15 protein-coding genes are annotated in these 20876 nt (G+C 72.4%); 4 read left to right on the plus strand and 11 right to left on the minus strand.

The window, feature by feature from the left end; all coding sequences use genetic code 11:
- Nucleotides 1–33: 33 nt before the first annotated feature.
- Complete coding sequence (locus tag IE251_RS18265; protein ID WP_189754056.1) at nucleotides 34–432, plus strand: rodlin; 399 nt, start codon at nucleotides 34–36, stop codon at nucleotides 430–432.
- An 82-nt stretch (nucleotides 433–514) separates the two neighbouring features.
- On the opposite strand, the gene IE251_RS18270 is transcribed toward IE251_RS18265, so the two are convergent.
- The 8 genes from IE251_RS18270 to iolC form a co-directional block, all read right to left on the minus strand.
- Nucleotides 515–1369 carry an ABC transporter permease gene (locus IE251_RS18270; protein ID WP_189754057.1) on the minus strand — a complete coding sequence of 285 codons (855 nt, stop codon included), beginning with the start codon at nucleotides 1367–1369 and terminating at the stop codon, nucleotides 515–517.
- Nucleotides 1366–4017: an alpha/beta fold hydrolase gene (locus tag IE251_RS18275; protein WP_189754058.1), complete on the minus strand. Its 2652-nt coding sequence runs from the start codon at nucleotides 4015–4017 to the stop codon at nucleotides 1366–1368. The genes IE251_RS18270 and IE251_RS18275 overlap by 4 nt, the downstream gene beginning before the upstream one ends.
- Nucleotides 4018–4138: 121 nt before the next feature.
- Complete coding sequence (locus tag IE251_RS18280) at nucleotides 4139–5620, minus strand: APC family permease (protein WP_229896834.1); 1482 nt, start codon at nucleotides 5618–5620, stop codon at nucleotides 4139–4141.
- A 424-nt stretch (nucleotides 5621–6044) separates the two neighbouring features.
- Complete coding sequence (gene mmsA / locus IE251_RS18285) at nucleotides 6045–7547, minus strand: CoA-acylating methylmalonate-semialdehyde dehydrogenase (protein WP_189754059.1); 1503 nt, start codon at nucleotides 7545–7547, stop codon at nucleotides 6045–6047.
- Nucleotides 7548–7563: 16 nt separating this feature from the next.
- The gene (iolD, locus tag IE251_RS18290; protein ID WP_189754060.1) at nucleotides 7564–9444 is read right to left on the minus strand and encodes a 3D-(3,5/4)-trihydroxycyclohexane-1,2-dione acylhydrolase (decyclizing); all 1881 of its coding nucleotides are present in this window, start codon (nucleotides 9442–9444) and stop codon (nucleotides 7564–7566) included.
- Nucleotides 9441–10259, minus strand: a complete 819-nt coding sequence (gene iolB / locus IE251_RS18295; protein WP_189754061.1) for a 5-deoxy-glucuronate isomerase — start codon at nucleotides 10257–10259, stop codon at nucleotides 9441–9443. The genes iolD and iolB overlap by 4 nt, the downstream gene beginning before the upstream one ends.
- A gap of 7 nt (nucleotides 10260–10266) precedes the next feature.
- Nucleotides 10267–11145: a Cgl0159 family (beta/alpha)8-fold protein gene (locus IE251_RS18300; RefSeq protein ID WP_189754302.1), complete on the minus strand. Its 879-nt coding sequence runs from the start codon at nucleotides 11143–11145 to the stop codon at nucleotides 10267–10269.
- An 83-nt stretch (nucleotides 11146–11228) separates the two neighbouring features.
- Nucleotides 11229–12179, minus strand: a complete 951-nt coding sequence (gene iolC, locus IE251_RS18305) for a 5-dehydro-2-deoxygluconokinase (protein ID WP_189754062.1) — start codon at nucleotides 12177–12179, stop codon at nucleotides 11229–11231.
- 280 nt (nucleotides 12180–12459) lie between these two features.
- On the opposite strand from iolC, the gene IE251_RS18310 reads away from it, so the two are divergent.
- Nucleotides 12460–12660, plus strand: coding sequence for a helix-turn-helix transcriptional regulator (locus IE251_RS18310; RefSeq protein WP_189754063.1), 201 nt, complete (start codon nucleotides 12460–12462; stop codon nucleotides 12658–12660).
- 13 nt (nucleotides 12661–12673) lie between these two features.
- Here the strand turns inward: IE251_RS18310 and IE251_RS18315 are convergent, their stop codons facing one another.
- Nucleotides 12674–13717 (minus strand): zinc-dependent alcohol dehydrogenase family protein, encoded by a 1044-nt coding sequence (locus tag IE251_RS18315; protein WP_189754064.1) that lies wholly within the window; start codon nucleotides 13715–13717, stop codon nucleotides 12674–12676.
- Nucleotides 13718–13864: 147 nt separating this feature from the next.
- Here IE251_RS18315 and IE251_RS18320 point away from each other — a divergent pair, with 147 nt between their 5' ends.
- Together IE251_RS18320 and IE251_RS18325 are read left to right on the plus strand one after the other, a co-directional pair.
- Entirely contained in the window at nucleotides 13865–14083 is a 219-nt protein-coding gene (locus tag IE251_RS18320) for a heavy-metal-associated domain-containing protein (RefSeq protein ID WP_030782225.1), read from the plus strand.
- 85 nt (nucleotides 14084–14168) lie between these two features.
- Nucleotides 14169–16421 carry a heavy metal translocating P-type ATPase gene (locus tag IE251_RS18325; RefSeq protein ID WP_189754065.1) on the plus strand — a complete coding sequence of 751 codons (2253 nt, stop codon included), beginning with the start codon at nucleotides 14169–14171 and terminating at the stop codon, nucleotides 16419–16421.
- A 675-nt stretch (nucleotides 16422–17096) separates the two neighbouring features.
- Here the strand turns inward: IE251_RS18325 and IE251_RS18330 are convergent.
- Nucleotides 17097–18386: a citrate synthase gene (locus IE251_RS18330; RefSeq protein WP_189754066.1), complete on the minus strand. Its 1290-nt coding sequence runs from the start codon at nucleotides 18384–18386 to the stop codon at nucleotides 17097–17099.
- 197 nt (nucleotides 18387–18583) lie between these two features.
- The gene (recD2, locus tag IE251_RS18335; protein WP_189754067.1) at nucleotides 18584–20839 is read right to left on the minus strand and encodes an SF1B family DNA helicase RecD2; all 2256 of its coding nucleotides are present in this window, start codon (nucleotides 20837–20839) and stop codon (nucleotides 18584–18586) included.
- Nucleotides 20840–20876 lie beyond the last annotated feature (37 nt).

Consider the following 20876-nt stretch of genomic DNA (forward strand, 5'->3'; position numbering starts at 1 on the left):
GGTGGACGGGGTTTTCTCAGAAAGGACTGGCCAGTGATCAAGAAGATTGTTGCCACCGCGGCCGTCGCCGCCTCGGCCGTGGGCGCCTCGGCTGCCGTGGCACCGCAGGCGCTGGCGATCGGCAACGACAGCGGCCCGAGCGCCGCCAACGGCAACGGCGCCTGGCAGAGCTACGGCAACTCGGCCACGTACGGGAACATGAGCCCGCAGATCGCCCTGATCCAGGGCTCCTTCAACAAGCCCTGCATCGGTCTGAACGACATCAGCGTCCCGGTCCTCAACATCGTGCCGATCAACGACCTGCCGATCCTCTCGGACGACATGACGCAGCAGTGCACCGAGAACTCCTCGAACGTCAAGCGCGACGGCGCGCTGGCGCACCTGCTGGAGGACGTGTCGATCCTGTCCCTGAACGGCGAGTCCGGCAGCTGATCCCGCGTACCCGGCACGGAGCGGGCCACCGGGGGTTCCCGGTGGCCCGCTTCGCCGTGTTCGGGGCGTGTCCGGGTGTGCGCTAGGAGACGACGTCCTTGCGGGAGAAGTTCCGGAAGGCCAGGGCGAACAGCACCAGGGCGTACGTCACGGACAGCGCGGCGCCCTGGATCATGCCGGACCACTCGGGGACCGGCTGGACGGCGTCCGCCCAGGCGAACTGCCAGTGCGCGGGCAGGAAGTCGCGCCAGTGGCCGAGGGCGGTGACGGCGTCCAGGACGTTGCCGAGGATGGTCAGGCCGACCGCGCCGCCGACCGCGCCCAGCGGGGCGTCCGTCACCGTGGACAGCCAGAACGCCAGCCCGGCGGTGACCAGCTGGGACACGAAGAGGTACGCCACGGCCACCAGGAGCCGCTGAGCCGCCGTACCGGTGTCCAGCGCGCCGCCGGTGGGGATCCGGAGCGGGCCCCAGCCGTAGGCGGCGGTGCCGGCGGCGAGCGCCACGAGCGGCAGCAGCACCATCGCGGCGAGGGACAGCCCGAGCGCCACGACGAGCTTGGACCACAGCAGCCGGGCGCGGGGCACGGGCGCGGCGAGCAGATAGCGCAGCGAGGACCAGCTCGCCTCGGAGGCGACCGTGTCCCCGCAGAACAGGGCGACCGGGATGACCAGCAGGAAGCCGGCCGACACGAAGAGGCTGACGGCGGCGAAGTTGGCGCCGGAGGCGGTGGCCGTGTCCATCAGCGTGACCCGGTTGCCGCGGCCGCCCGGGTCGCCGCCGACCGCGAAGGCGATCAGCAGCACGAACGGCAGCACGGCCAGGACCGCGCCCATGACCAGGGTGCGGCGCCGCTTCAGCTGGCGGACCAGCTCGACCCGCAGCGGCAGGGTGCGGCCCGCCTGATAGCCGGAGGCGACCTCGGTGAGGGTGCTCATGCGGAACCTCCGATCAGGGTGAGGAAGGCGTCTTCCAGGCGGCGGTGCGGGCCGATGGAGGTGACCGGCAGCTCCAGCCGCACCAGCTCGGCGACCAGCCGTTCGGCGGTGCCGCCGGGGGCGAGCCGGACCAGCAGCCCGTCGTCGGTGCGCACGGCGGAGGCGACGCCGGGCAGCGCGGCCACCTTCTCCGCCACCGGCTCCTCCACGGGCCGGGCGGTGCCGACCAGCAAGGTGTCGCCGGAGCCGACGATGTCCCGTACCTCTCCGGCCCGCACCAGCCGGCCGCGGTCCATCACGACCAGGTGGGTGCAGGTCTGCTCGACCTCGGCGAGCAGATGGCTGGAGACGATCACCGTGCGGCCGCCGGCCGCGTAGCGGATCATCACCTCGCGCATCTCGCGGATCTGGGGCGGGTCCAGGCCGTTGGTGGGCTCGTCCAGGATGAGCAGGTCGGGCAGGCCGAGCATGGCCTGGGCGATGGCCAGGCGCTGGCGCATGCCCTGGGAGTAGGTGCGCACCGCGCGGGCCAGGGCGTCGCCGAGCCCGGCGATCTCCAGGGCCTCGTCCAGGTGGGCGTCCTCGGGCGGGCGGCCGGTGGCCCGCCAGTACAGCTCCAGGTTCTCCCGGCCGGACAGGTGGGGCAGGAAACCGGCGCCCTCCACGAAGGCGCCGACCCGGGAGAGCACCGACGCGCCGGGCCGGACGGCGTGGCCGAAGACCCGGATCTCGCCGTCGTCGGGGCGGATCAGGCCCATGAGCATGCGCAGGGTGGTGGTCTTGCCCGCGCCGTTGGGCCCGAGCAGTCCGAGGACCTGGCCCCTCTCCACCCGGAAGGACAGGTCCCGGACGGCGTACCGGTCCGTGGACTTGGCGTACCGCTTGCTCAGGCCATCGATGACCAGGGGGACCTCGGCCAGGTCCGGGTCGGGGGCGGGGGCGGCCGTGCGGCGGCGGGCGGTGAGCAGCAGGGCGAGGGCGGCCGCGGCACCGGCCGCGGGCAGCCACCACACCCAGGCGGGCAGGGGCGCGGCGGCCGTGGTGACCTCGGGCGCCGTCGGCACGCTCAGGTCCGACTTCAGGGAGACGGTGTAGGTGGCCGGGGCGGCCGGTGAGGCGTAGCCGAGGTCGGTGGAGGCGAGGACCAGGCGGAGCCGGTGGCCCTTGCGGACCTCGTGGTCGATCGCCGGGAGGGTGACGGTGACGTCCTTGCCCGCCTTCGCGCCGGTCACCCGGAACGGGGTGACGAGCTGGGCGGGGAGCACCGGGCGGCCGCCGTCGGGGCCGACGTCGTAGACCTTGCCGAACAGGACGGCGTCGTCGCGGGTGGAGGTGATGTGCACGGTGGCCGTCGGGGTGCCGGTGATCCGCAGGTCGCCCGTGAGCGGTGCCGAGTCGAACCGGGCGTACTGGCCGGGGAAGTCCGCGGAGAGGCCGACGCCGAGCGCGGACAGCCGGGCCAGGCCGCCGGAGGCGCCGAGGCCGGGCAGGGCGGAGACGCCGGGCGGGGTGGCGCCGGCCGGGTTGGCGACGCGCTGGGCGGGGCCGGTGAGGGCGACGGCGCGCGGGTGGTCGCGCAGGCCGGGGTAGCCGTCGGCGCTCGCGCCGCGCAGCCGGGCCGTGCCGTCGGTGGAGTCGACGCCTCCGGTGCGGGTGATCCGGAAGGCCGGGCCGGTGTCGGCGTCCTTGTCGCCCTTCAGGTACCGGTCGAACCAGGCGCGCGTGCGTGCCTCGATCCGGGCGGTCTCCATGTCGCCGCCGTCGTGTCCGCCGGCGATCCAGTCGACGGCGACGGGGGCGCCGTTCGCGCGGATGGTCCGGGCGGCGGCGTCGGCCTGGTCGAGGGGGAACAGGGAGTCCGTCTGCCCCTGTACGAGCAGGGTGGGCACCTTGACGCGGTCGCCGACGGCGGACGGCGAGCGTCGCGTGAGCAGCGCGCGGGCGGCCGGGTCGGGGGTGCCGGAGGCGGCGACGCGCTCGTACATCCGGCACAGCTCGGGCTGGAACCTGGCGCAGCCGCCGCCGGTGTTGACGAACACGCCGGCCCACAGCTTCTTGAACACGCCGTTGGGGAGCAGGGCGTCGGCGAGGTTCCAGTAGGTGATGGCCGGGGCGATGGCGTCGATCCGGCGGTCGTGTCCGGCGGCGAGCAGGGCGACCGCGCCGCCGTAGGAGCCGCCGGCCACGCCCACGCGCGGGTCGCCGGGCCGGTCGAGCCGTACCTCGGGGCGTTTCGCCAGCCAGTCGAGCAGCCGGGAGACGTCGGCGACCTCGGCGTCGGGGTCGTTCAGCCCGATCTTCCCGGTGGAGCGGCCGAAGCCGCGCGCGGACCAGGTCAGGACCGCGTACCCGGAGCGGGCCAGGTCCTCGGCCTGCCGGCGCATGTCGTCCTTGCTGCCGCCGAAGCCGTGCGCGAGCAGCACGGCGGGGTGGCGGCCGGTGTCGGCCGGGGTGACGTAGGAGGTGTCCAGGCGCACCCCGTCGACCGCGAGGACTTGCTCGCTGCGGCGCACGGCACGGGTGTCGTCGGAGGCGACGGCCGCCGTCCACGTCCCGGCGCCGGCGAGCACCAGGGCGGCGGCCACGGCGGCTGCGAGCCGGCGCGGCCGCCGCCGGGGCGTCCGGGGCGCGCGAGGTCGAAGATCCATGGGTCAACGGTACGGGGCCGCACCGACAAGCGCTGCTGCCGCCGGGGGGAGGGGCGGCCCCTCCCTGGGGTGTACGGAGGCTTTGCCGCGTACCGCGCCCGCGGTAGGACCGGGGCGCTTCTCAGGCCTGCGCTTCGCCGGTGACCGGTGCGGGGGCCGGGGTCACCGGACCGGCCTGGGCCGGGATGGTCACCGTCCGGTCCGCGGGGTCCGCGATCCGCGCGTCCTCGGGGAGGGACACCAGCCAGCGGGTGTCGCGGCGGGGCCGCAGGTACAGGGCCCAGTACAGGGTGGCGACGGCGGTGATGCCGCCGGTCCACAGCAGGTAGCTCGCCTCCTGCTGGGTCAGGATGTAGGCGAGGACGGCGATGAGCAGGACCGGCACCGCGGGCCACAGCGGCATCCGCCAGGCGGGCGTGTGCTTGTGGGAGCCGCGGCGGGCGAGCAGCGCGGCGACCGCGACCAGCAGGTACATGCCGGTGACCGAGACGCCGGTGACGCCGTAGAGGGTGTCGAGGTTGACGAAGCAGAGCACCGCGCCGGGGACGCCGACGGCGAGGGTGGCCACCCAGGGGGAGCCGAACCGGCCGAGCCGGGAGAAGACCGTGTTGACCGGGCCGGGCCAGGCCTTGTCGCGGGCGGAGGCGAACAGCACGCGGGAGTTCTGGATGACCATGACGATGCCCGCGTTGATGATGGCGAGGGCCACGCAGAGGCTGACGAAGGTGCCGACCGCGGAGTTGGACCAGGCGGTGACCATGGAGCTGATGTCGCCGCCGGTCAGCTCGGAGAGGTCGGAGGCGCCGAGGGTGATGGCGACGACCGGCACCAGGATGACCACGGTGGAGATGGCGAGGGTGGCGAGGACCGTGCGGGCGACGTTGCGGCGCGGGTTCTCCAGTTCCTCGGAGAGGTAGACGGCGGTGGAGAAGCCCTGGGTGATGAACAGGGCGATGGCGAGGCCGGAGACCACCAGCATGGCCGTCACGGTGTCCGCGTGGCCGTGTGCGCCGGCCACCTGCATGGAGACGAGGCTGCCCATCCCGCGGTGGCCGTGCGAGAAGCCGAGCACGGCGACGACTCCGGCGGCGATGACCTCCAGGACCAGGAAGACGCCGGTGATCCAGGCGTTGGCGCGCAGGTCGAGCAGGCCGGCGAGGGTGGCGAGCAGCATCACGCCGGCGCCGGTCATGGACGGGTCGAGGTGGACGATCGGGGCGAGGTAGTCCGCCGTGCCCATCGCGATCACCGGCGGAACGATCATGACGACCAGCAGGGAGAGCACGAAGACGAGCCAGCCCGCGAGCCGCCCGGCCATCGTGGACACCATGGCGTACTCGCCGCCCGCGCTCGGGATGAGCGTGCCCAGCTCCGAGTAGCAGAACGCCACGGCGACGCAGAGGAGGGAGCCGATGGCGATGGTCAGGGCGGTGGCGGTGCCGAGGGAGCCGAACAGGTCGGGCACCACGACGAAGAGCGTGGAGGCGGGCGTGACGCAGGACAGTGTCAGCAGGGTGCCGCCCACGACACCGATGGAGCGCTTCAGCCCGGGGGCGGGGGCTGTCACGGCGTCGGCCACGGTCTTGTGGTGGGTGTCGGTCATGGAGCGGTTCCGATCGACTGGTGCGAGTGTGGGTGGGCTCGGGAGCGCTATCGCCTCCGGCGGATCGTCGAATGTTCGGTCTCGTCCGCTCCCGGCGCTGCATAGAACCCTGACGAAAACCCCCACGTCAATGGGCGTTTACCTTCGGAATCCGCAGCTCCGCTTTTCCGTGGGCGGCATCGCTTTCCCAGGCCGTTACGCCCTACAGGTGCATCCATCAAGCCCGAACCGGTTGTGACCTTGCTTTCAAAGGCGTCATCGCGGCAACCCCTTCATCGCCCGTTTCGTCCGCACTGCACGGGAACCGCAGCGAACGTTTCAAAAAAATGTCAGGCGTCCGCTATCCGGACGGGCCCGCCGGAGGGTCCGCGGACACACCGGTGCCCCGCCCGCCGCCGCGCGGAGGACGGGGCACCGGTCCGGCTCAGTGGTTGCGCGGGAAGCCCAGGTCCACGCCCGCCGGGGCGTCGGCCGGGTCGGGCCAGCGGGTGGTGACGACCTTGCCGCGGGTGTAGAAGTGCGTGCCGTCGTTGCCGTAGATGTGGTGGTCGCCGAAGAGCGAGTCCTTCCAGCCGCCGAAGGAGTGGTAGCCCACCGGCACCGGGATCGGCACGTTCACGCCGACCATGCCCGCCTCGACCTCCAGCTGGAAGCGCCGGGCCGCGCCGCCGTCCCGGGTGAAGATCGCGGTGCCGTTGCCGAACGGCGAGGCGTTGATGAGCGCCACGCCCTCCTCGTAGGTGCCGGCGCGCAGCACGCACAGCACCGGGCCGAAGATCTCGTCCTGGTACGCCTTGGCGGTGGTCGGCACCCGGTCCAGCAGCGAGATGCCGATCCAGTGGCCGTCCTCGAAGCCCTCCACCGTGTATCCGGTGCCGTCGAGCACGACCTCGCAGCCCTCGGCGGCGGCGCCCGCGACGTAGGAGGCCACCTTGTCCCGGTGCGCCTTGGTGATCAGCGGGCCCATCTCGGACGCCGGGTCGTTACCGGGACCGATCTTGATCTTCTCGGCGCGCTCACGGATCTTCTCCACCAGCGTGTCGCCGATGGAGCCGACCGCCACGACCGCCGAGATGGCCATGCAGCGCTCGCCGGCCGAGCCGTAGGCCGCGCTCACCGCCGCGTCGGCCGCCGCGTCCAGGTCGGCGTCCGGCAGCACCAGCATGTGGTTCTTGGCGCCGCCGAGGGCCTGCACCCGCTTGCCGTGCGCGGAGGCGGTGGCGTGGATGTGCCGGGCGATCGGGGTGGAGCCGACGAAGGAGACGGCCTTGACGTCCGGGTGCTCCAGGAGGCGGTCGACGGCCACCTTGTCGCCGTGGACGACGTTGAAGACACCGTCGGGCAGACCGGCCTCGGACAGCAGCTCGGCGATCCGCACGGACGCGGACGGGTCCTTCTCGCTGGGCTTGAGCACGAAGGTGTTGCCGCAGGCGATGGCGATCGGGAACATCCACATCGGGACCATCGCCGGGAAGTTGAACGGCGTGATGCCCGCGACGACGCCGAGCGGCTGGCGGATCGCGGCCACGTCGACCCGGCTGGCGACCTGCGTGGACAGCTCGCCCTTGAGCTGGACGTTGATGCCGCAGGCCAGGTCCACGATCTCCAGGCCGCGCGCGACCTCGCCGAGCGCGTCGGAGTGCACCTTGCCGTGCTCGGCGGTGATCAGCTCGGCGATCTCGTCGCGGTGGGCGTCCAGCAGCGCCCGGAACCGGAACAGGATGGAGGTGCGCTGGGCCAGCGAGGACTGGCCCCAGGCGGCGAAGGCGTCCTTGGCCGACGCGACCGCAGCGTCCACCTCCTCGGCCGACGCGAACGCGACCTTCGTCGTCACCGCGCCGGTCGCCGGGTCGGTGACCGGCCCGTACGCACCCGACGCGCCGTCGACGGTCTTGCCGCCGATCCAGTGGTTGACGATCTTCGTCATGTCCGGGGACTCCTTCTCACAGATGGCGGCGTCGGGTGGAGACGTGCCGTTCGTACAGCTCGCGTGCCTTGACCGCGGACGGGCGGGTCGCGGTCGCGGCCACGGGAACATCCCACCAGGCCTGGGCGGGCGGCGCGCCCGACACAGTGTCGGACGTTTCGGTCTCCACGTAGACACATGTGGGGACGTCGGCGGCGCGCGCCTCGCCGAGCGCCGCCCGCAGCTCCCCCACGTTCCCCGCCCGCAGCACCCGCATGCCCAGGCTGGCCGCGTTGGCCGCGAGGTCCACGGGCAGCGGGGCGCCGGTGTAGGTGCCGTCCGCGGCCGGGTAGCGGTAGGCGGTGCCGAACCGCTCGGCGCCCACCGCCTCGGACAGCCCGCCGATGGAGGCGTAGCCGTGGTTCTGCAGCAGGACGAGCTTGATCGCCACGCCTTCCTGCACGGCCGTGACGATCTCCGCCGGCAGCATCAGATACGTGCCGTCGCCGACCAGCGCCCACACGCTGCGTTCCGGCGCGGCGAGCTTCACCCCGAGCGCGGCCGGGATCTCGTAGCCCATGCAGGAGTAGCCGTACTCCAGGTGGTACTGGTCCGCCGACCGTGCCCGCCAGAGTCTGTGCAGGTCGCCGGGGAGCGAGCCGGCCGCGTTGACGATGATGTCCGACTCGTCCGCCAGGGCGTCCAGCGCGCCGAGGACCTGCGGCTGGGTGGGACGGGCGGCGGGGTCGGGGGCGGCGAAGCAGGCGTCGACGGTCCGCTCCCAGCGCCCCTTGGCCTCGGTGTACTCGGCGACGTACTCCCCCGCCACCCGGTGGCCGTGCATGCCGAGCGCCTCGGTCAGTTCGCCCAGGGCGCTGCGGGCGTCCGCGACCAGCGGGAGCCCGGCGAGCTTGTGGCCGTCGAAGGGGGCGATGTTGAGGTTGAGGAAGCGGACGGCGGGGTTCTCGAAGAGGGTGCCGGAGGCGGTGGTGAAGTCGGTGTAGCGGGTGCCGACACCGATCACCAGGTCGGCGGTGCGGGCCAGGGCGTCGGCGGTCGCGGTGCCGGTGTGCCCGATCCCGCCGACGTCCTGCGGGTGGTCGTGGCGCAGCGATCCCTTGCCGGCCTGGGTGGAGGCGACCGGGATGCCGGTGGCCGCGGCGAACTCGGCGAGGGCGGTCTCGGCGCGGCTGTGGTGGACGCCGCCGCCGGCGATGATCAGCGGCCGGCGTGCCGCGCGGACCGCCCGGACCGCCTCGGTCAGCTCGGCCGCGTCCGCGCCGGGCCGCCGTACGGTCCACACCCGCTCGGCGAAGAACCGCTCCGGCCAGTCGTAGGCTTCCGCCTGCACGTCCTGGGGCAGGGCGAGGGTGACCGCGCCGGTGTCCACCGGGTCGGTGAGCACCCGCATCGCCTGGAGGGCCGACGGGATCAGGGCCTCGGGGCGGGTGATCCGGTCGAAGTACCTCGACACCGGGCGCAGGGTGTCGTTGACCGAGACATCGCCCGCGTACGGCACCTCCAGCTGTTGCAGGACCGGGTCGGCGGGGCGGGCGGCGAAGACGTCGCCGGGCAGCAGCAGCACCGGCAGGTGGTTGACGGTGGCGAGGGCGGCGCCGGTGACGAGGTTGGTCGCGCCGGGGCCGATGGAGGTGGTCACCGCGTGGGCGGACAGCCGGCCCGACTGGCGGGCGTAGCCGACGGCCGCGTGCACCATCGCCTGCTCGTTGCGGCCCTGGTGGTACGGCATGAGGTCCGCGTACTCGACCAGCGCCTGGCCGATCCCGGCGACGTTGCCGTGCCCGAAGATGCCCCACATGGCGCCGATCAGCCGCTGCCGGGTGCCGTCCCGCTCGGTGTACTGGGCGGCCAGGAAGCGGACCAGCGCCTGGGCGACGGTGAGCCGGATCGTCGTCATCGGTACCCCCCGGTGGTGTGGTCGGGATGGAAGCGGATGAGCCACTCCCGGCCGTCCCCCGGGCCCGCCATGACGTTCAGGTAGTACATGTCGTGCCCGGGCTGGGCGATGGACGGGCCGTGCCAGCCGTCGGGGACGAGGACGGCGTCGCCGGAGCGGACCTCGGCGAGCACGTCGGCACCGCCCTCGCGGGAGGGGGACACCCGCTGGTAGCCCAGGCCGCCGGGGCCGTCGATCTCGAAGTAGTAGATCTCCTCCAGCTCCGACTCCTCGCCCGGCCGGTGCTCGTCGTGCTTGTGCGGCGGGTACGAGGACCAGTTGCCGCCGGGGGTGATCACCTCCACGGCGATCAGCCGGTCGCACGGGAAGGCGTCGGCGGCGGCGAAGTTGCGCACCCGGCGGGCGCAGGTGCCGCTGCCGCGCTCCTCGACGGGGACCTCCGGCGCGGGGCCGTAGCGGGCGGGGAGTCGTCGCTCGCACTTCGCTCCTGCCAGGGCGAAGCGGCCTCCCGCGCCGGAGGCGATCTGGACCCGGGCGTCCCGGGGGGCGTACGCGAAGTCGGTGACGTCCGCGAACACGCTGTCCCGGCCCAGGAGTTGGAACTCGTCCTGCTCCGTTTGTACGGTACATCCGCCTTGCAGCGGAAGCACGATCCACTCGCTGTCGCCGGTGGCGAAGGCATGGCTGCCGCCGGGCGCCAGCTCCACGACCCGCAGACCGCTGTACGTCCAGCCGGCCGTCCGGGGGCCGATGTCGAGGGCGTAGCGGTCGTTCGCGGTGGCGCCCCTGGGCAGATGCAGACCGGTGCTTCTCATGCGCCCCTCACAGCAGTCCCACGGCGGTGTCCACGGCGGCGGCCACATCGCCGTCCGCCGGGTACAGCAGCGAGCGGCCCGCCACCAGGCCGCGCACGGTGGGCAGGCGCAGCGCGTCCCGCCACTTGCCGTAGGCGGCGGCCCGCTCCGCCGGGGAGTCGCCGATGTCCCCGCCGAGCAGGACGGCGGGCAGCGTGGACGTCCGCATGACCCGGGCCATGTCGTCGGGGTGCTCGGTGACCGGCACCTTCAGCCAGGTGTAGGCGGAGGAGCCGCCGAGGCCGGAGGCGATGGCGACGGCCCGGGTGACCGCCTCGGCGGAGAGGTCGTTCACCAGCTCGCCGCCGGGGCCGCGGCGGCTGATGAACGGCTCCACGAACACCGGCAGCCGGCGGGCCGCCATGGCGTCGATGACGCGGGCCGCGGACTCCAGGGTGGCCAGGGAGCCCGGGTCGGCGTAGTCGACGCGCAGCAGCAGCTTGCCCGCGTCGAAGCCGAGCCGCTCGATGTCCTCGGGGCGGTGGCCGGTGAACCGGTCGTCCAGCTCGAAGCTGGCGCCGTGCAGCCCGCCGCGGTTCATGGAGCCCAGGACGACCTTGTGCTCCAGGGCGCCGAGCAGCAGCAGGTCGTCCAGGATGTCGGCGGTGGCCAGCACCCCGTCGACACCGGGCCGGGACAGCGCGAGGCACAGCCGGTCCAGCAGGTCGGCCCGGTCGGCCATGGCGAGCCGCCGGTCGCCGACGTCGAGGGAGCCGCGGGCCGGGTGGTCGGCGGCGACGATCATCAGCCGCTCGCGGTCGTCCAGCAGGGGGCGGCGGGCCCGGCGCGCGGCGGCCTCGGCGATGGCCTCGGGGTGCCGGGCACGGATACGGACCAGCTCGGCCACGTCGACCCGGGGACGGGGGGCGTCCGCCGGCGGCCCCGCGCCCGCGCCGCCGCCGGTGTGCGCGCCCGTGACCCGGCCCGCTCTCACCGCACCGCTCCGGCGTCGAGCGCGGCGGCCACCTCGGCGGGGGTCGGCATCGCGGAGGAGCACTCCAGGCGGGAGGCGACGATGGCACCGGCCGCGTTGGCGTGCCGCATCACCGTCTCCAGGTCGTGCCCGGCCAGCAGGCCGTGACAGAGCGAGCCGCCGAAGGCGTCGCCGGCGCCGAGCCCGTTCAGGACGGTGACGGGCAGCGGCGGGACCTCGGCGGTCTCGCCCGTACGGCTGACGGCGAGGACGCCCTTGGGTCCCTGTTTGACGACGGCCAGCTCGGCCCCGGCGGCCAGCAGGGCGCGGGCGGCGGCGTGCGGCTCGCGTGTCCCGGTGGCGACCTCCACCTCGTCCAGGTTGCCGACGGCGACGGTGGCGTGGCGCAGGGCCTCGGCATAGAAGGGGCGGGCGGTGTCGGGGTCCGCCCAGAACACGGGGCGCCAGTCCAGGTCGAAGACGGTGATGCCGGCCCTGGCCCGGTGGGCGAGCGCCGCGAGGGTGGCGGTACGGCTCGGCTCCTCGCTCAGTCCGGTGCCGGTGACCCAGAGGATCCGGGCCGCCGCGATGGCGTCCAGGTCCAGTTCACGGGGGTGGATCTCCAGGTCGGGGGCCTTGGGCCGGCGGTAGAAGTACAGCGGGAAGTCGTCCGGCGGGAAGATCTCGCAGAAGGTGACGGGGGTGGGCAGGCCGGGGACGGGGGTGACCCAGCGGTCGTCGACGCCGAAGTCGCGCAGGGCCTCGTGGAGGTAGGTGCCGAACGGGTCGTCGCCGGTGCGGGTGATCACGGCGGTGCGGCGGCCGAGCCGGGCCGCGGCGACCGCGACGTTGGCCGCGGAGCCGCCGAGGAACTTGCCGAAGGACGAGACCTGGGCGAGCGGGACGCCGGTCTGGAGCGGGTAGAGGTCCACCCCGATCCGCCCCATGGTGATCAGGTCGTAGGCCATCGGCTTCCCTTCGTCATGGCTCTTCCGGCTTTCTAGCCCGCGTACGGAACCGTGTCAACGTTTTGTCCGGACATACGGACCTCCCACTCCGGTACGCGGACCACCCGCCTTTCGCATGGATGCCCTTTGTGACGGGTTCGTCACAAACACCTCCCTCCTGTCACAGATGTCACGCCTGTATGGGTTCTCGGTCACAAACCGTCGACAGGACGCCCCGGCGGTCACTCACCGTCGTCGTCCCGCACAGGCTGGGTGATCGACCCACAGGGAGGTGCGACTCATGACCGACCGGCGACTCTGGTCCTACAAGGAGATCGCGGCGCACATCCGGGTGCGGCCGGACACCGTGCGGTCCTACCGCAAGCACGGACACCTGCCCCCGCCCGACCACGTGGAGGGCGGCAGGCCCTACTGGTACGCCGACACCGTCCGCGCCTGGGTCGCCGGGCGCCCCGGCAACCGCCGGCGCGGAGCCGGCTGACCGCCCGGGGGCGTCAGCTCCAGGGTTCGATCACCGTGACGCCCGCCTCCGTCGCCGTGCCCATCGCCGCGAGCGCGGCCGGGGCCGCGTCGAGCGGGATGGTGCGGGTCACCAGGAGGTCGGGGCGCAGGACGCCGGTGCCGACCAGGTGGAGCATGCCGGGGTAGGCGTGGGCGGCCATGCCGTGACTGCCGAGCAGCTCCAGCTCCAGGGCGATCGCGCGGGCCAGCGGGACCGGGGTGGTGCCGTCGGCCGAGGGCAGCAGGCCGACCTGGACGTGCCGGCCGCGGCGGCGCAGTCCGTTCACGGAGGCGGCGCAGGTGGCGGGCGAGCCGAGGGCGTCGAGCGAGAGATGGGCGCCGCCGCCGGTCAGTTCCCGGACGGCGGCGGCCGGGTCGGGCACGCCGGTCGCGTCGAGGCACTCGGCGGCACCGAAGCCGCGGGCCAGTTCCAGGGCCCGGGGTGAGATGTCGACCGCCACCACCCGGGCGCCCGCGGCCGCCGCGATCATCACCGCCGACAGGCCGACCCCGCCGCAGCCGTGCACCGCGACCCACTCCCCGGCCGCCACCCGGCCCTGCTGGACCACGGCCCGGAAGGCGGTGGCGAAGCGGCAGCCGAGGGCGGCGGCGGTGGCGTACGCCATGTCGTCCGGGAGCGCGACGAGGTTGACGTCGGCGTGGTCGAGGGCGACGTACTCGGCGAAGGAGCCCCAGTGGCTGAAGCCGGGCTGGGTCTGCCGTTCGCACACCTGCTGGTCGCCCGCCGCACAGGGCCCGCAGGTGCCGCAGGCGCAGACGAACGGCACGGTGACCCGGTCGCCGGGCCGCCACCGGGTGACCCGGGCGCCGGCCGCCTCGACCACTCCGGCGAGTTCGTGCCCCGGCACGTGCGGCAGCGTGATGTCCGGGTCGTGCCCCGCCCAGCCGTGCCAGTCGCTGCGGCACAGTCCGGTGGCCTCCACCCGGACGACCACGCCGTGCGCCGCCGGTTCCGGGTCGGGCACCTCCCGTATCCCGGCCGGCTTTCCGTACTCCTCGAAGACCACGGCTCGCATACCCGCTCCTTTCGGGAAACCCGAAGGAAGGCTAGACGCTCCGGGGAGTCGCTTGGCTTCATACCCCCTAGGGGTATACAGTACGGATATCGGGGTTCCTCCGGGTACCCCACCGGACCCACACGCGCCTCGACGAGGAGTAACGACATGACCACCGTCACCACCGTCTACAAGGTCACCGGCATGAGCTGCGGCCACTGCGAGGGCTCCGTCTCCGAGGAGATCTCCCGCATCCCCGGCGTCAGCTCGGTGAAGGCCGTCGCGTCGAGCGGCGAGGTGACCGTCGTGTCCGCCGCCCCGCTCGACGAGGAGGCCGTGCGCGCCGCCGTCGACGAGGCCGGCTACGAGCTGGCCGGCCAGGCCTGAGCACCACCCCCCGATCCCCGACCGGGCCGTGCCGACCAGCTGATACTGGATCCGTACGGCCCGGTCCGATGTCTGGAGTCCGGACATGACCAGCACCACCGCCAAGCCGCCGGCCACGGCGCCCGGCACCGAACAGGTCGAGCTGCTCATCGGCGGCATGACCTGCGCCTCCTGTGCCGCCCGGGTGGAGAAGAAGCTCAACCGGATGGACGGCGTCAGCGCCACCGTCAACTTCGCCACCGAGAAGGCCAAGGTCACCTTCGCCGACGGCATCGAGGTCGCCGACCTGATCGCCACCGTCGAGAAGACCGGCTACACCGCCGAGGAGCCCCGGCCGCCGGAGCCCGAGACCGAGACCGCGCCGGAGAGCCCCGGCCGGGACGCCGATCTCGGCGAGCTGAGGCACCGCCTGCTCGTCTCGGCGCTGCTCGCCGCGCCCGTGGTCCTGCTCGCGATGGTCCCCGCGCTGCAGTTCGCCAACTGGCAGTGGCTCTCGCTCACCCTGGCCGCGCCGGTCGTCGTCTGGGGCGGCGCGCCCTTCCACCGGGCCGCCTGGACCAACCTCCGGCACGGCGCGGCCACCATGGACACCCTCGTCTCGGTCGGCACGCTGGCCGCGTTCGGCTGGTCGCTGTGGGCGCTGTTCTTCGGCGACGCGGGCACGCACGGCATGCACGACGAGTTCCGGCTCACCGTCTCCCGCATGGACGGCGCCTCCACCATCTACCTGGAGGTCGCCTCCGGGGTGATCGCGCTGATCCTGCTCGGCCGCTATCTGGAGGCCCGCTCCAAGCGCCGTGCCGGTGCCGCCCTGAAGGCACTGATGGAGCTGGGCGCCAAGGACGTGGCGGTACTGCGGGACGGGCGCGAGGTGCGGGTGCCGGTGTCCGGTCTCGCCGTGGGCGACCGGTTCGTCGTACGGCCCGGCGAGAAGATCGCCACCGACGGCACGGTGGTCGAGGGCATCTCCGCGGTGGACGCCTCCATGCTGACCGGCGAGTCGGTGCCGGTCGACGTCGGCCCCGGCGACCGGGTCACCGGCGCCACGGTCAACGCCGGCGGCCGGCTGGTCGTCGAGGCGACCCGGGTCGGCGCGGACACCCAGCTCGCCCGGATGGCCCGGCTGGTGGAGGACGCGCAGAACGGCAAGGCCGAGGTACAGCGGCTCGCCGACCGGATCTCCGCCGTCTTCGTCCCGGTGGTCATCCTGATCGCGCTCGGCACCTTCGGCGTCTGGCTGGCGGTCACCGGGGACACGGTCGCCGCGTTCACGGCCGCCGTCGCCGTCCTGATCATCGCCTGCCCCTGCGCGCTGGGCCTGGCCACGCCGACCGCGCTGATGGTGGGCACCGGGCGCGGCGCCCAGCTGGGCATCCTGATCAAGGGTCCCGAGGTGCTGGAGTCCACGCGCCGGGTGGACACGGTCGTCCTGGACAAGACCGGCACGGTCACCACCGGCCGGATGACCCTCCAGGACGTGTACGTCGCCGAGGGCGAGGACGAGAAGGAGCTGCTGCGTCTCGCGGGCGCCCTGGAACACGCCTCCGAGCACCCGGTGGCCCGCGCCATCGCCGCCGGCGCGGAAGAACGCGCCGGAGTCCTTCCGCCGGTCGAGCACTTCGAGAACGTGCCCGGGCGGGGCGTACGCGGGCGCGTGAACGGCCGTGAGGTGGCCGTGGGGCGGCTCTACGACGAGCTGCCGCCGGAGCTGGCGCGCGCGGCCCGGGAGGCCGAGGAGCAGGGCCGTACGGCCGTCGTGGCCGGCTGGGACGGGCGGGCCCGCGGGGTCCTCGCGGTCGCCGACGCGGTCAAGGAGACCAGCGCCGAGGCCATCCGCGAGCTGCGCGGACTGGGCCTGACGCCGGTGCTGCTCACCGGGGACAACCGCACGGTCGCCGAGGCGGTCGCGGGGACCGTCGGCATCGACCCGGGAAATGTGTACGCCGAGGTGCTGCCCGAGGACAAGGTGGACGTCGTACGGCGGCTCCAGGCCGAGGGCCGGGCCGTGGCCATGGTCGGCGACGGCGTGAACGACGCCGCCGCGCTGGCCACCGCCGACCTGGGCCTGGCCATGGGCACCGGTACGGACGCGGCGATCGAGGCCGGCGATCTGACGCTGGTGCGCGGGGACCTGCGGGTGGCCGCGGACGCCATCCGGCTGTCCCGCCGGACGCTGGCCACCATCAAGGGCAACCTGGTGTGGGCCTTCGGCTACAACGTCGCCGCGCTGCCGCTGGCCGCCGCCGGGCTGCTCAACCCGATGATCGCCGGGGCCGCCATGGCCTTCTCCTCGGTCTTCGTGGTGACCAACAGCCTGCGGCTGCGCGCCTTCCGGTGAACGGAAGCCGAATTTCGGAATCGATCTTCCGATCCCCCTGGAGTCCTGCGCGAGCCTCACATAAGCTCTTCACAAGCCTCGCGCATCTTCCTTACGCTTGGGCCTCGATTGCCATATCGGGGCTCTTGCGCACTTAAGGGACATATGCAAGAGACGCACATCACAGTGATGCGAACGTAACCATCGAAGGGGTTCGAAGGTCTAAGTTGGCGATTGTCAGGCCGACGTCTTGGGGGGCGTCGACTGGCGTCTGGGGATGTCTTGGGGGACTTTCCCAGAAGGGGGTACCTCCCGGCTCGCACGACGTTGAGAGCTTGGGGGAGCGTTGCCGGGGCACGTACACCGGGAAGCTTTGAGCGGCCCTCCCAGCGTGCGCTGTCCCGGCAGACCGCACCGCATCACTGGAGTACGGCGAGTTCGCTCGCGCGTGCTCAGACAGCGATTCAGGCGCTGTCCTCTCCGAGCGCCCGGCCGGATCCCGTGGGGGGAATCCGCACCGGGACATGGGAAGGCGCCCTGGTCGTCGGCCCGTGGGGGGACCGGCGGCTCGGGGCGCCTTCCACCTTTTGTGACGCTTGCCGTGAGGCTTCTCCGCCTCTCGATCACCCGAGGGTGATCACTTCCGAGCGCCGAACCGGGGCCCGTCCGCCTGGACAGGCCCCGCGCTCGATGCGCTCAGCGCTCCTCGACCGGGACGAAGTCGCGCTCGACCACGCCGGTGTAGATCTGGCGCGGGCGGCCGATGCGGGAGCCCGGCTCCTTGATCATCTCGGTCCACTGGGCGATCCAGCCCGGCAGCCGGCCGAGGGCGAACAGGACCGTGAACATCTCGGTCGGGAAGCCCATGGCCCGGTAGATCAGACCGGTGTAGAAGTCCACGTTCGGGTAGAGCTTGCGCTCGGTGAAGTAGTCGTCGGAGAGCGCGTGCTCCTCCAGCTTCAGGGCGATGTCGAGGAGCTCGTCCTCCTTGCCCAGCGCGGAGAGGACATCGTGCGCGGCGGCCTTGATGATCTTGGCGCGCGGGTCGAAGTTCTTGTAGACCCGGTGGCCGAAGCCCATCAGGCGGACGCCGTCCTCCTTGTTCTTCACCTTGCGGATGAAGGTGTCGACGCCGGAGCCGGAGTCGCGGATGCCCTCCAGCATCTCCAGCACCGACTGGTTGGCGCCGCCGTGCAGCGGGCCCCACAGCGCGTTGATGCCGGCCGAGATCGACGCGAACATGTTGGCCTGCGAGGAGCCGACCAGACGGACCGTGGAGGTCGAACAGTTCTGCTCGTGGTCGGCGTGCAGGATCAGCAGCTTGTCCAGCGCCGAGACCACGACCGGGTCCAGCTCGTACTCCTGCGCCGGGACCGAGAAGGTCATGCGCAGGAAGTTCTCGACGTAGCCGAGGTCGTTGCGCGGGTAGACGAACGGGTGGCCGATCGACTTCTTGTACGCGTACGCGGCGATGGTCGGGAGCTTGGCGAGCAGCCGGATCGTGGAGAGGTCGCGCTGCTTCTCGTCGAACGGGTTGTGGCTGTCCTGGTAGAAGGTGGACAGCGCCGAGACGACCGAGGACAGCATCGCCATCGGGTGCGCGTCGCGCGGGAAGCCCCGGTAGAAGTTCTTGACGTCCTCGTGCAGCAGCGTGTGCCGCGTGATGTCGTTCTTGAACGTCGTCAGCTGGTCGACGGTGGGGAGCTCGCCGTTGATGAGCAGGTACGCCACCTCGAGGAAGGTGGAGCGCTCGGCCAGCTGCTCGATGGGGTAGCCGCGGTAGCGGAGGATGCCCGCCTCGCCGTCGAGGTAGGTGATCGCGGATTTATAGGCGGCCGTGTTGCCGTACCCGCTGTCCAGGGTCACCAGACCGGTCTGGGCGCGGAGCTTCCCGATGTCGAAGCCCTTGTCGCCGACGGTGCTGTCGACCACCGGGTAGGTGTACTCGCCGTCGCCGTACCGCAGTACTACAGAGTTGTCGCTCACGTCTTCCCTCACCGACGTAGTGCCTCATCTTCGAGGTGCCCTGACTGTCTCTACCATCCCCCATTTGGCTCAGGAGAGTGCACTCGGGGTCGACCATTGGGCCTATTGACGGCACTCAGTGCCGCCAGCCTGCCCATCCTGCCCCCTTCGCGGGGGTTCCGGAAGTGCTCTGTGACCTTCACGACTCGTTTGATCGATCATTTTGTGCCGAGCCTGAAGTCCAGGGCCGTACAGCGCCGTCCGGCCGACACCGTGCGCACCGCCTGGCCGATCGCCTTGCGTGATCCGACGAGCACGACCAGCCGCCGGGCCCGGGTGACCGCCGTGTACAGCAGGTTCCGCTGGAGCATCATCCATGCCCCGGTCGTGACGGGAATCACCACGGCGGGATACTCGCTGCCCTGCGAACGGTGGATGGTCACCGCGTACGCGTGGGCCAGTTCGTCCAGTTCGTCGAATTCGTACGGGACCTCCTCGTCCTCGTCCGTCAGCACCGTCAGACGCTGGTCGACCGGGTCGAGCGAGGTCACGACGCCCACGGTGCCGTTGAAGACACCGTTCTTCCCTTTCTCGTAATTGTTGCGAATCTGGGTGACCTTGTCGCCGACGCGGAAGACCCGGCCGCCGAACCGCTTCTCCGGCTGATCGGGGCGGCCGGGCGTGATGGCCTGCTGGAGCAGGCCGTTGAGCGCGCCGGCGCCGGCCGGGCCGCGGTGCATCGGCGCGAGCACCTGCACGTCCCGGCGCGGGTCCAGCCCGAATTTGGCGGGAATTCGCCGTGCGGCGACGTCCACGGTGAGCCGGCCGGCGGCCTCGGTGTCGTCCTCCACGAACAGGAAGAAGTCCTTCATCCCGTCGGTGAGCGGGTGCTGCCCGGCGTTGATGCGGTGCGCGTTGGTGACCACCCCGGACTGCTGGGCCTGCCGGAAGACCCGGGTGAGCCGGACGGCGGGGACGGGGCTGCCGTCGGCGAGCAGGTCCCGCAGCACCTCTCCGGCGCCGACGCTGGGCAGCTGGTCCACGTCCCCGACGAACAGCAGATGGGCGCCCGGGGGCACGGCCTTGACCAGCTTGTTGGCGAGCAGCAGGTCCAGCATGGATGCCTCGTCCACCACCACCAGGTCGGCGTCCAGCGGGCGGTCGCGGTCATAGGCCGCGTCACCGCCGGGCTTCAGCTCCAGCAGGCGGTGCACGGTGGATGCCTCGGCGCCGGTCAGCTCCGCCAGCCGCTTGGCCGCGCGGCCGGTCGGGGCGGCCAGCAGCACCTTGGCGCGCCGGGCCCGGGCCAGCTCCACGATCGAGCGGACGGTGAAGGACTTGCCGCAGCCCGGCCCGCCGGTGAGGACGGCGACCTTCTCCGTCAGCGCCAGCTTGACCGCCGCCTCCTGCTCGGGCGCGAGATCGGCGCCGGTACGGGACCTCAGCCAGCCGAGCGCCTTCGCCCAGTCGACGTCCCGGAAGCCCGGCATCCGGTCCTCACCGGTGCGCAGCAGCCGCAGCAGCTGGGCGGACAGGGAGAGTTCGGCGCGGTGGAAGGGCACCAGGTAGACCGCGCTGACCGGCTCCTCGTCGCCGTCGGGGCCGGGCACCTTCTCCCGTACGACACCGGGGTCGGCGCCGTCGTCCGGGGGCTCGGCCAGCTCGGCCAGGCACTCGATGACCAGCCCGGTGTCGACCTGGAGCAGCTTGACGGCGTCGGCGATCAGCCGCTCCTCCGGCAGGAAGCAGTGCCCCTGGTCGGCGGACTGCGACAGCGCGTACTGCAGGCCGGCCTTCACGCGCGCGGGGCTGTCGTGCGGGATGCCGACCGACTGGGCGATCTTGTCGGCGGTGAGGAAGCCGATGCCCCAGACGTCGGCGGCGAGCCGGTACGGCTGCTCCTTGACGACGGAGATGGACTCGTCCCCGTACTTCTTGTAGATCCGCACGGCGATGGAGGTGGACACCTCGACGGTCTGGAGGAAGAGCATGACCTCCTTGATCGCCTTCTGCTCCTCCCAGGCGTCGGCGATCTTCTTCGTGCGCTTCGGGCCGAGGCCGGGCACCTCGATCAGGCGCTTCGGCTCCTCCTCGATGATCCGCAGGGTGTCGAGGCCGAAGTGCTGCGTGATGCGGTCGGCGAAGACCGGGCCGATGCCCTTGACCAGCCCGGATCCCAGATAGCGTCGGATGCCCTGGACGGTGGCCGGCAGGACCGTCGTGTAGTTCTCGACGTGGAACTGCTTGCCGTACTGGGGGTGCGAGCCCCAGCGGCCCTCCATGCGCAGGGACTCCCCCACCTGGGCACCGAGCAGCGCGCCGACCACCGTGAGGAGGTCGCCGGCGCCTCTGCCCGTGTCGACCCGGGCGACGGTGTAGCCGTTCTCCTCATTGGCGTATGTGATGCGCTCCAGCACGCCTTCGAGGACGGCGAGACGCCGTTCACCACTGGAGTTCCCCGCCTGTCGGTCCATGATCCGACGGTACCGGTGGGGTATGACAGGCCGCCCG

Source organism: Streptomyces eurythermus (genome assembly GCF_014649115.1).
Taxonomy (GTDB): domain Bacteria; phylum Actinomycetota; class Actinomycetes; order Streptomycetales; family Streptomycetaceae; genus Streptomyces; species Streptomyces eurythermus.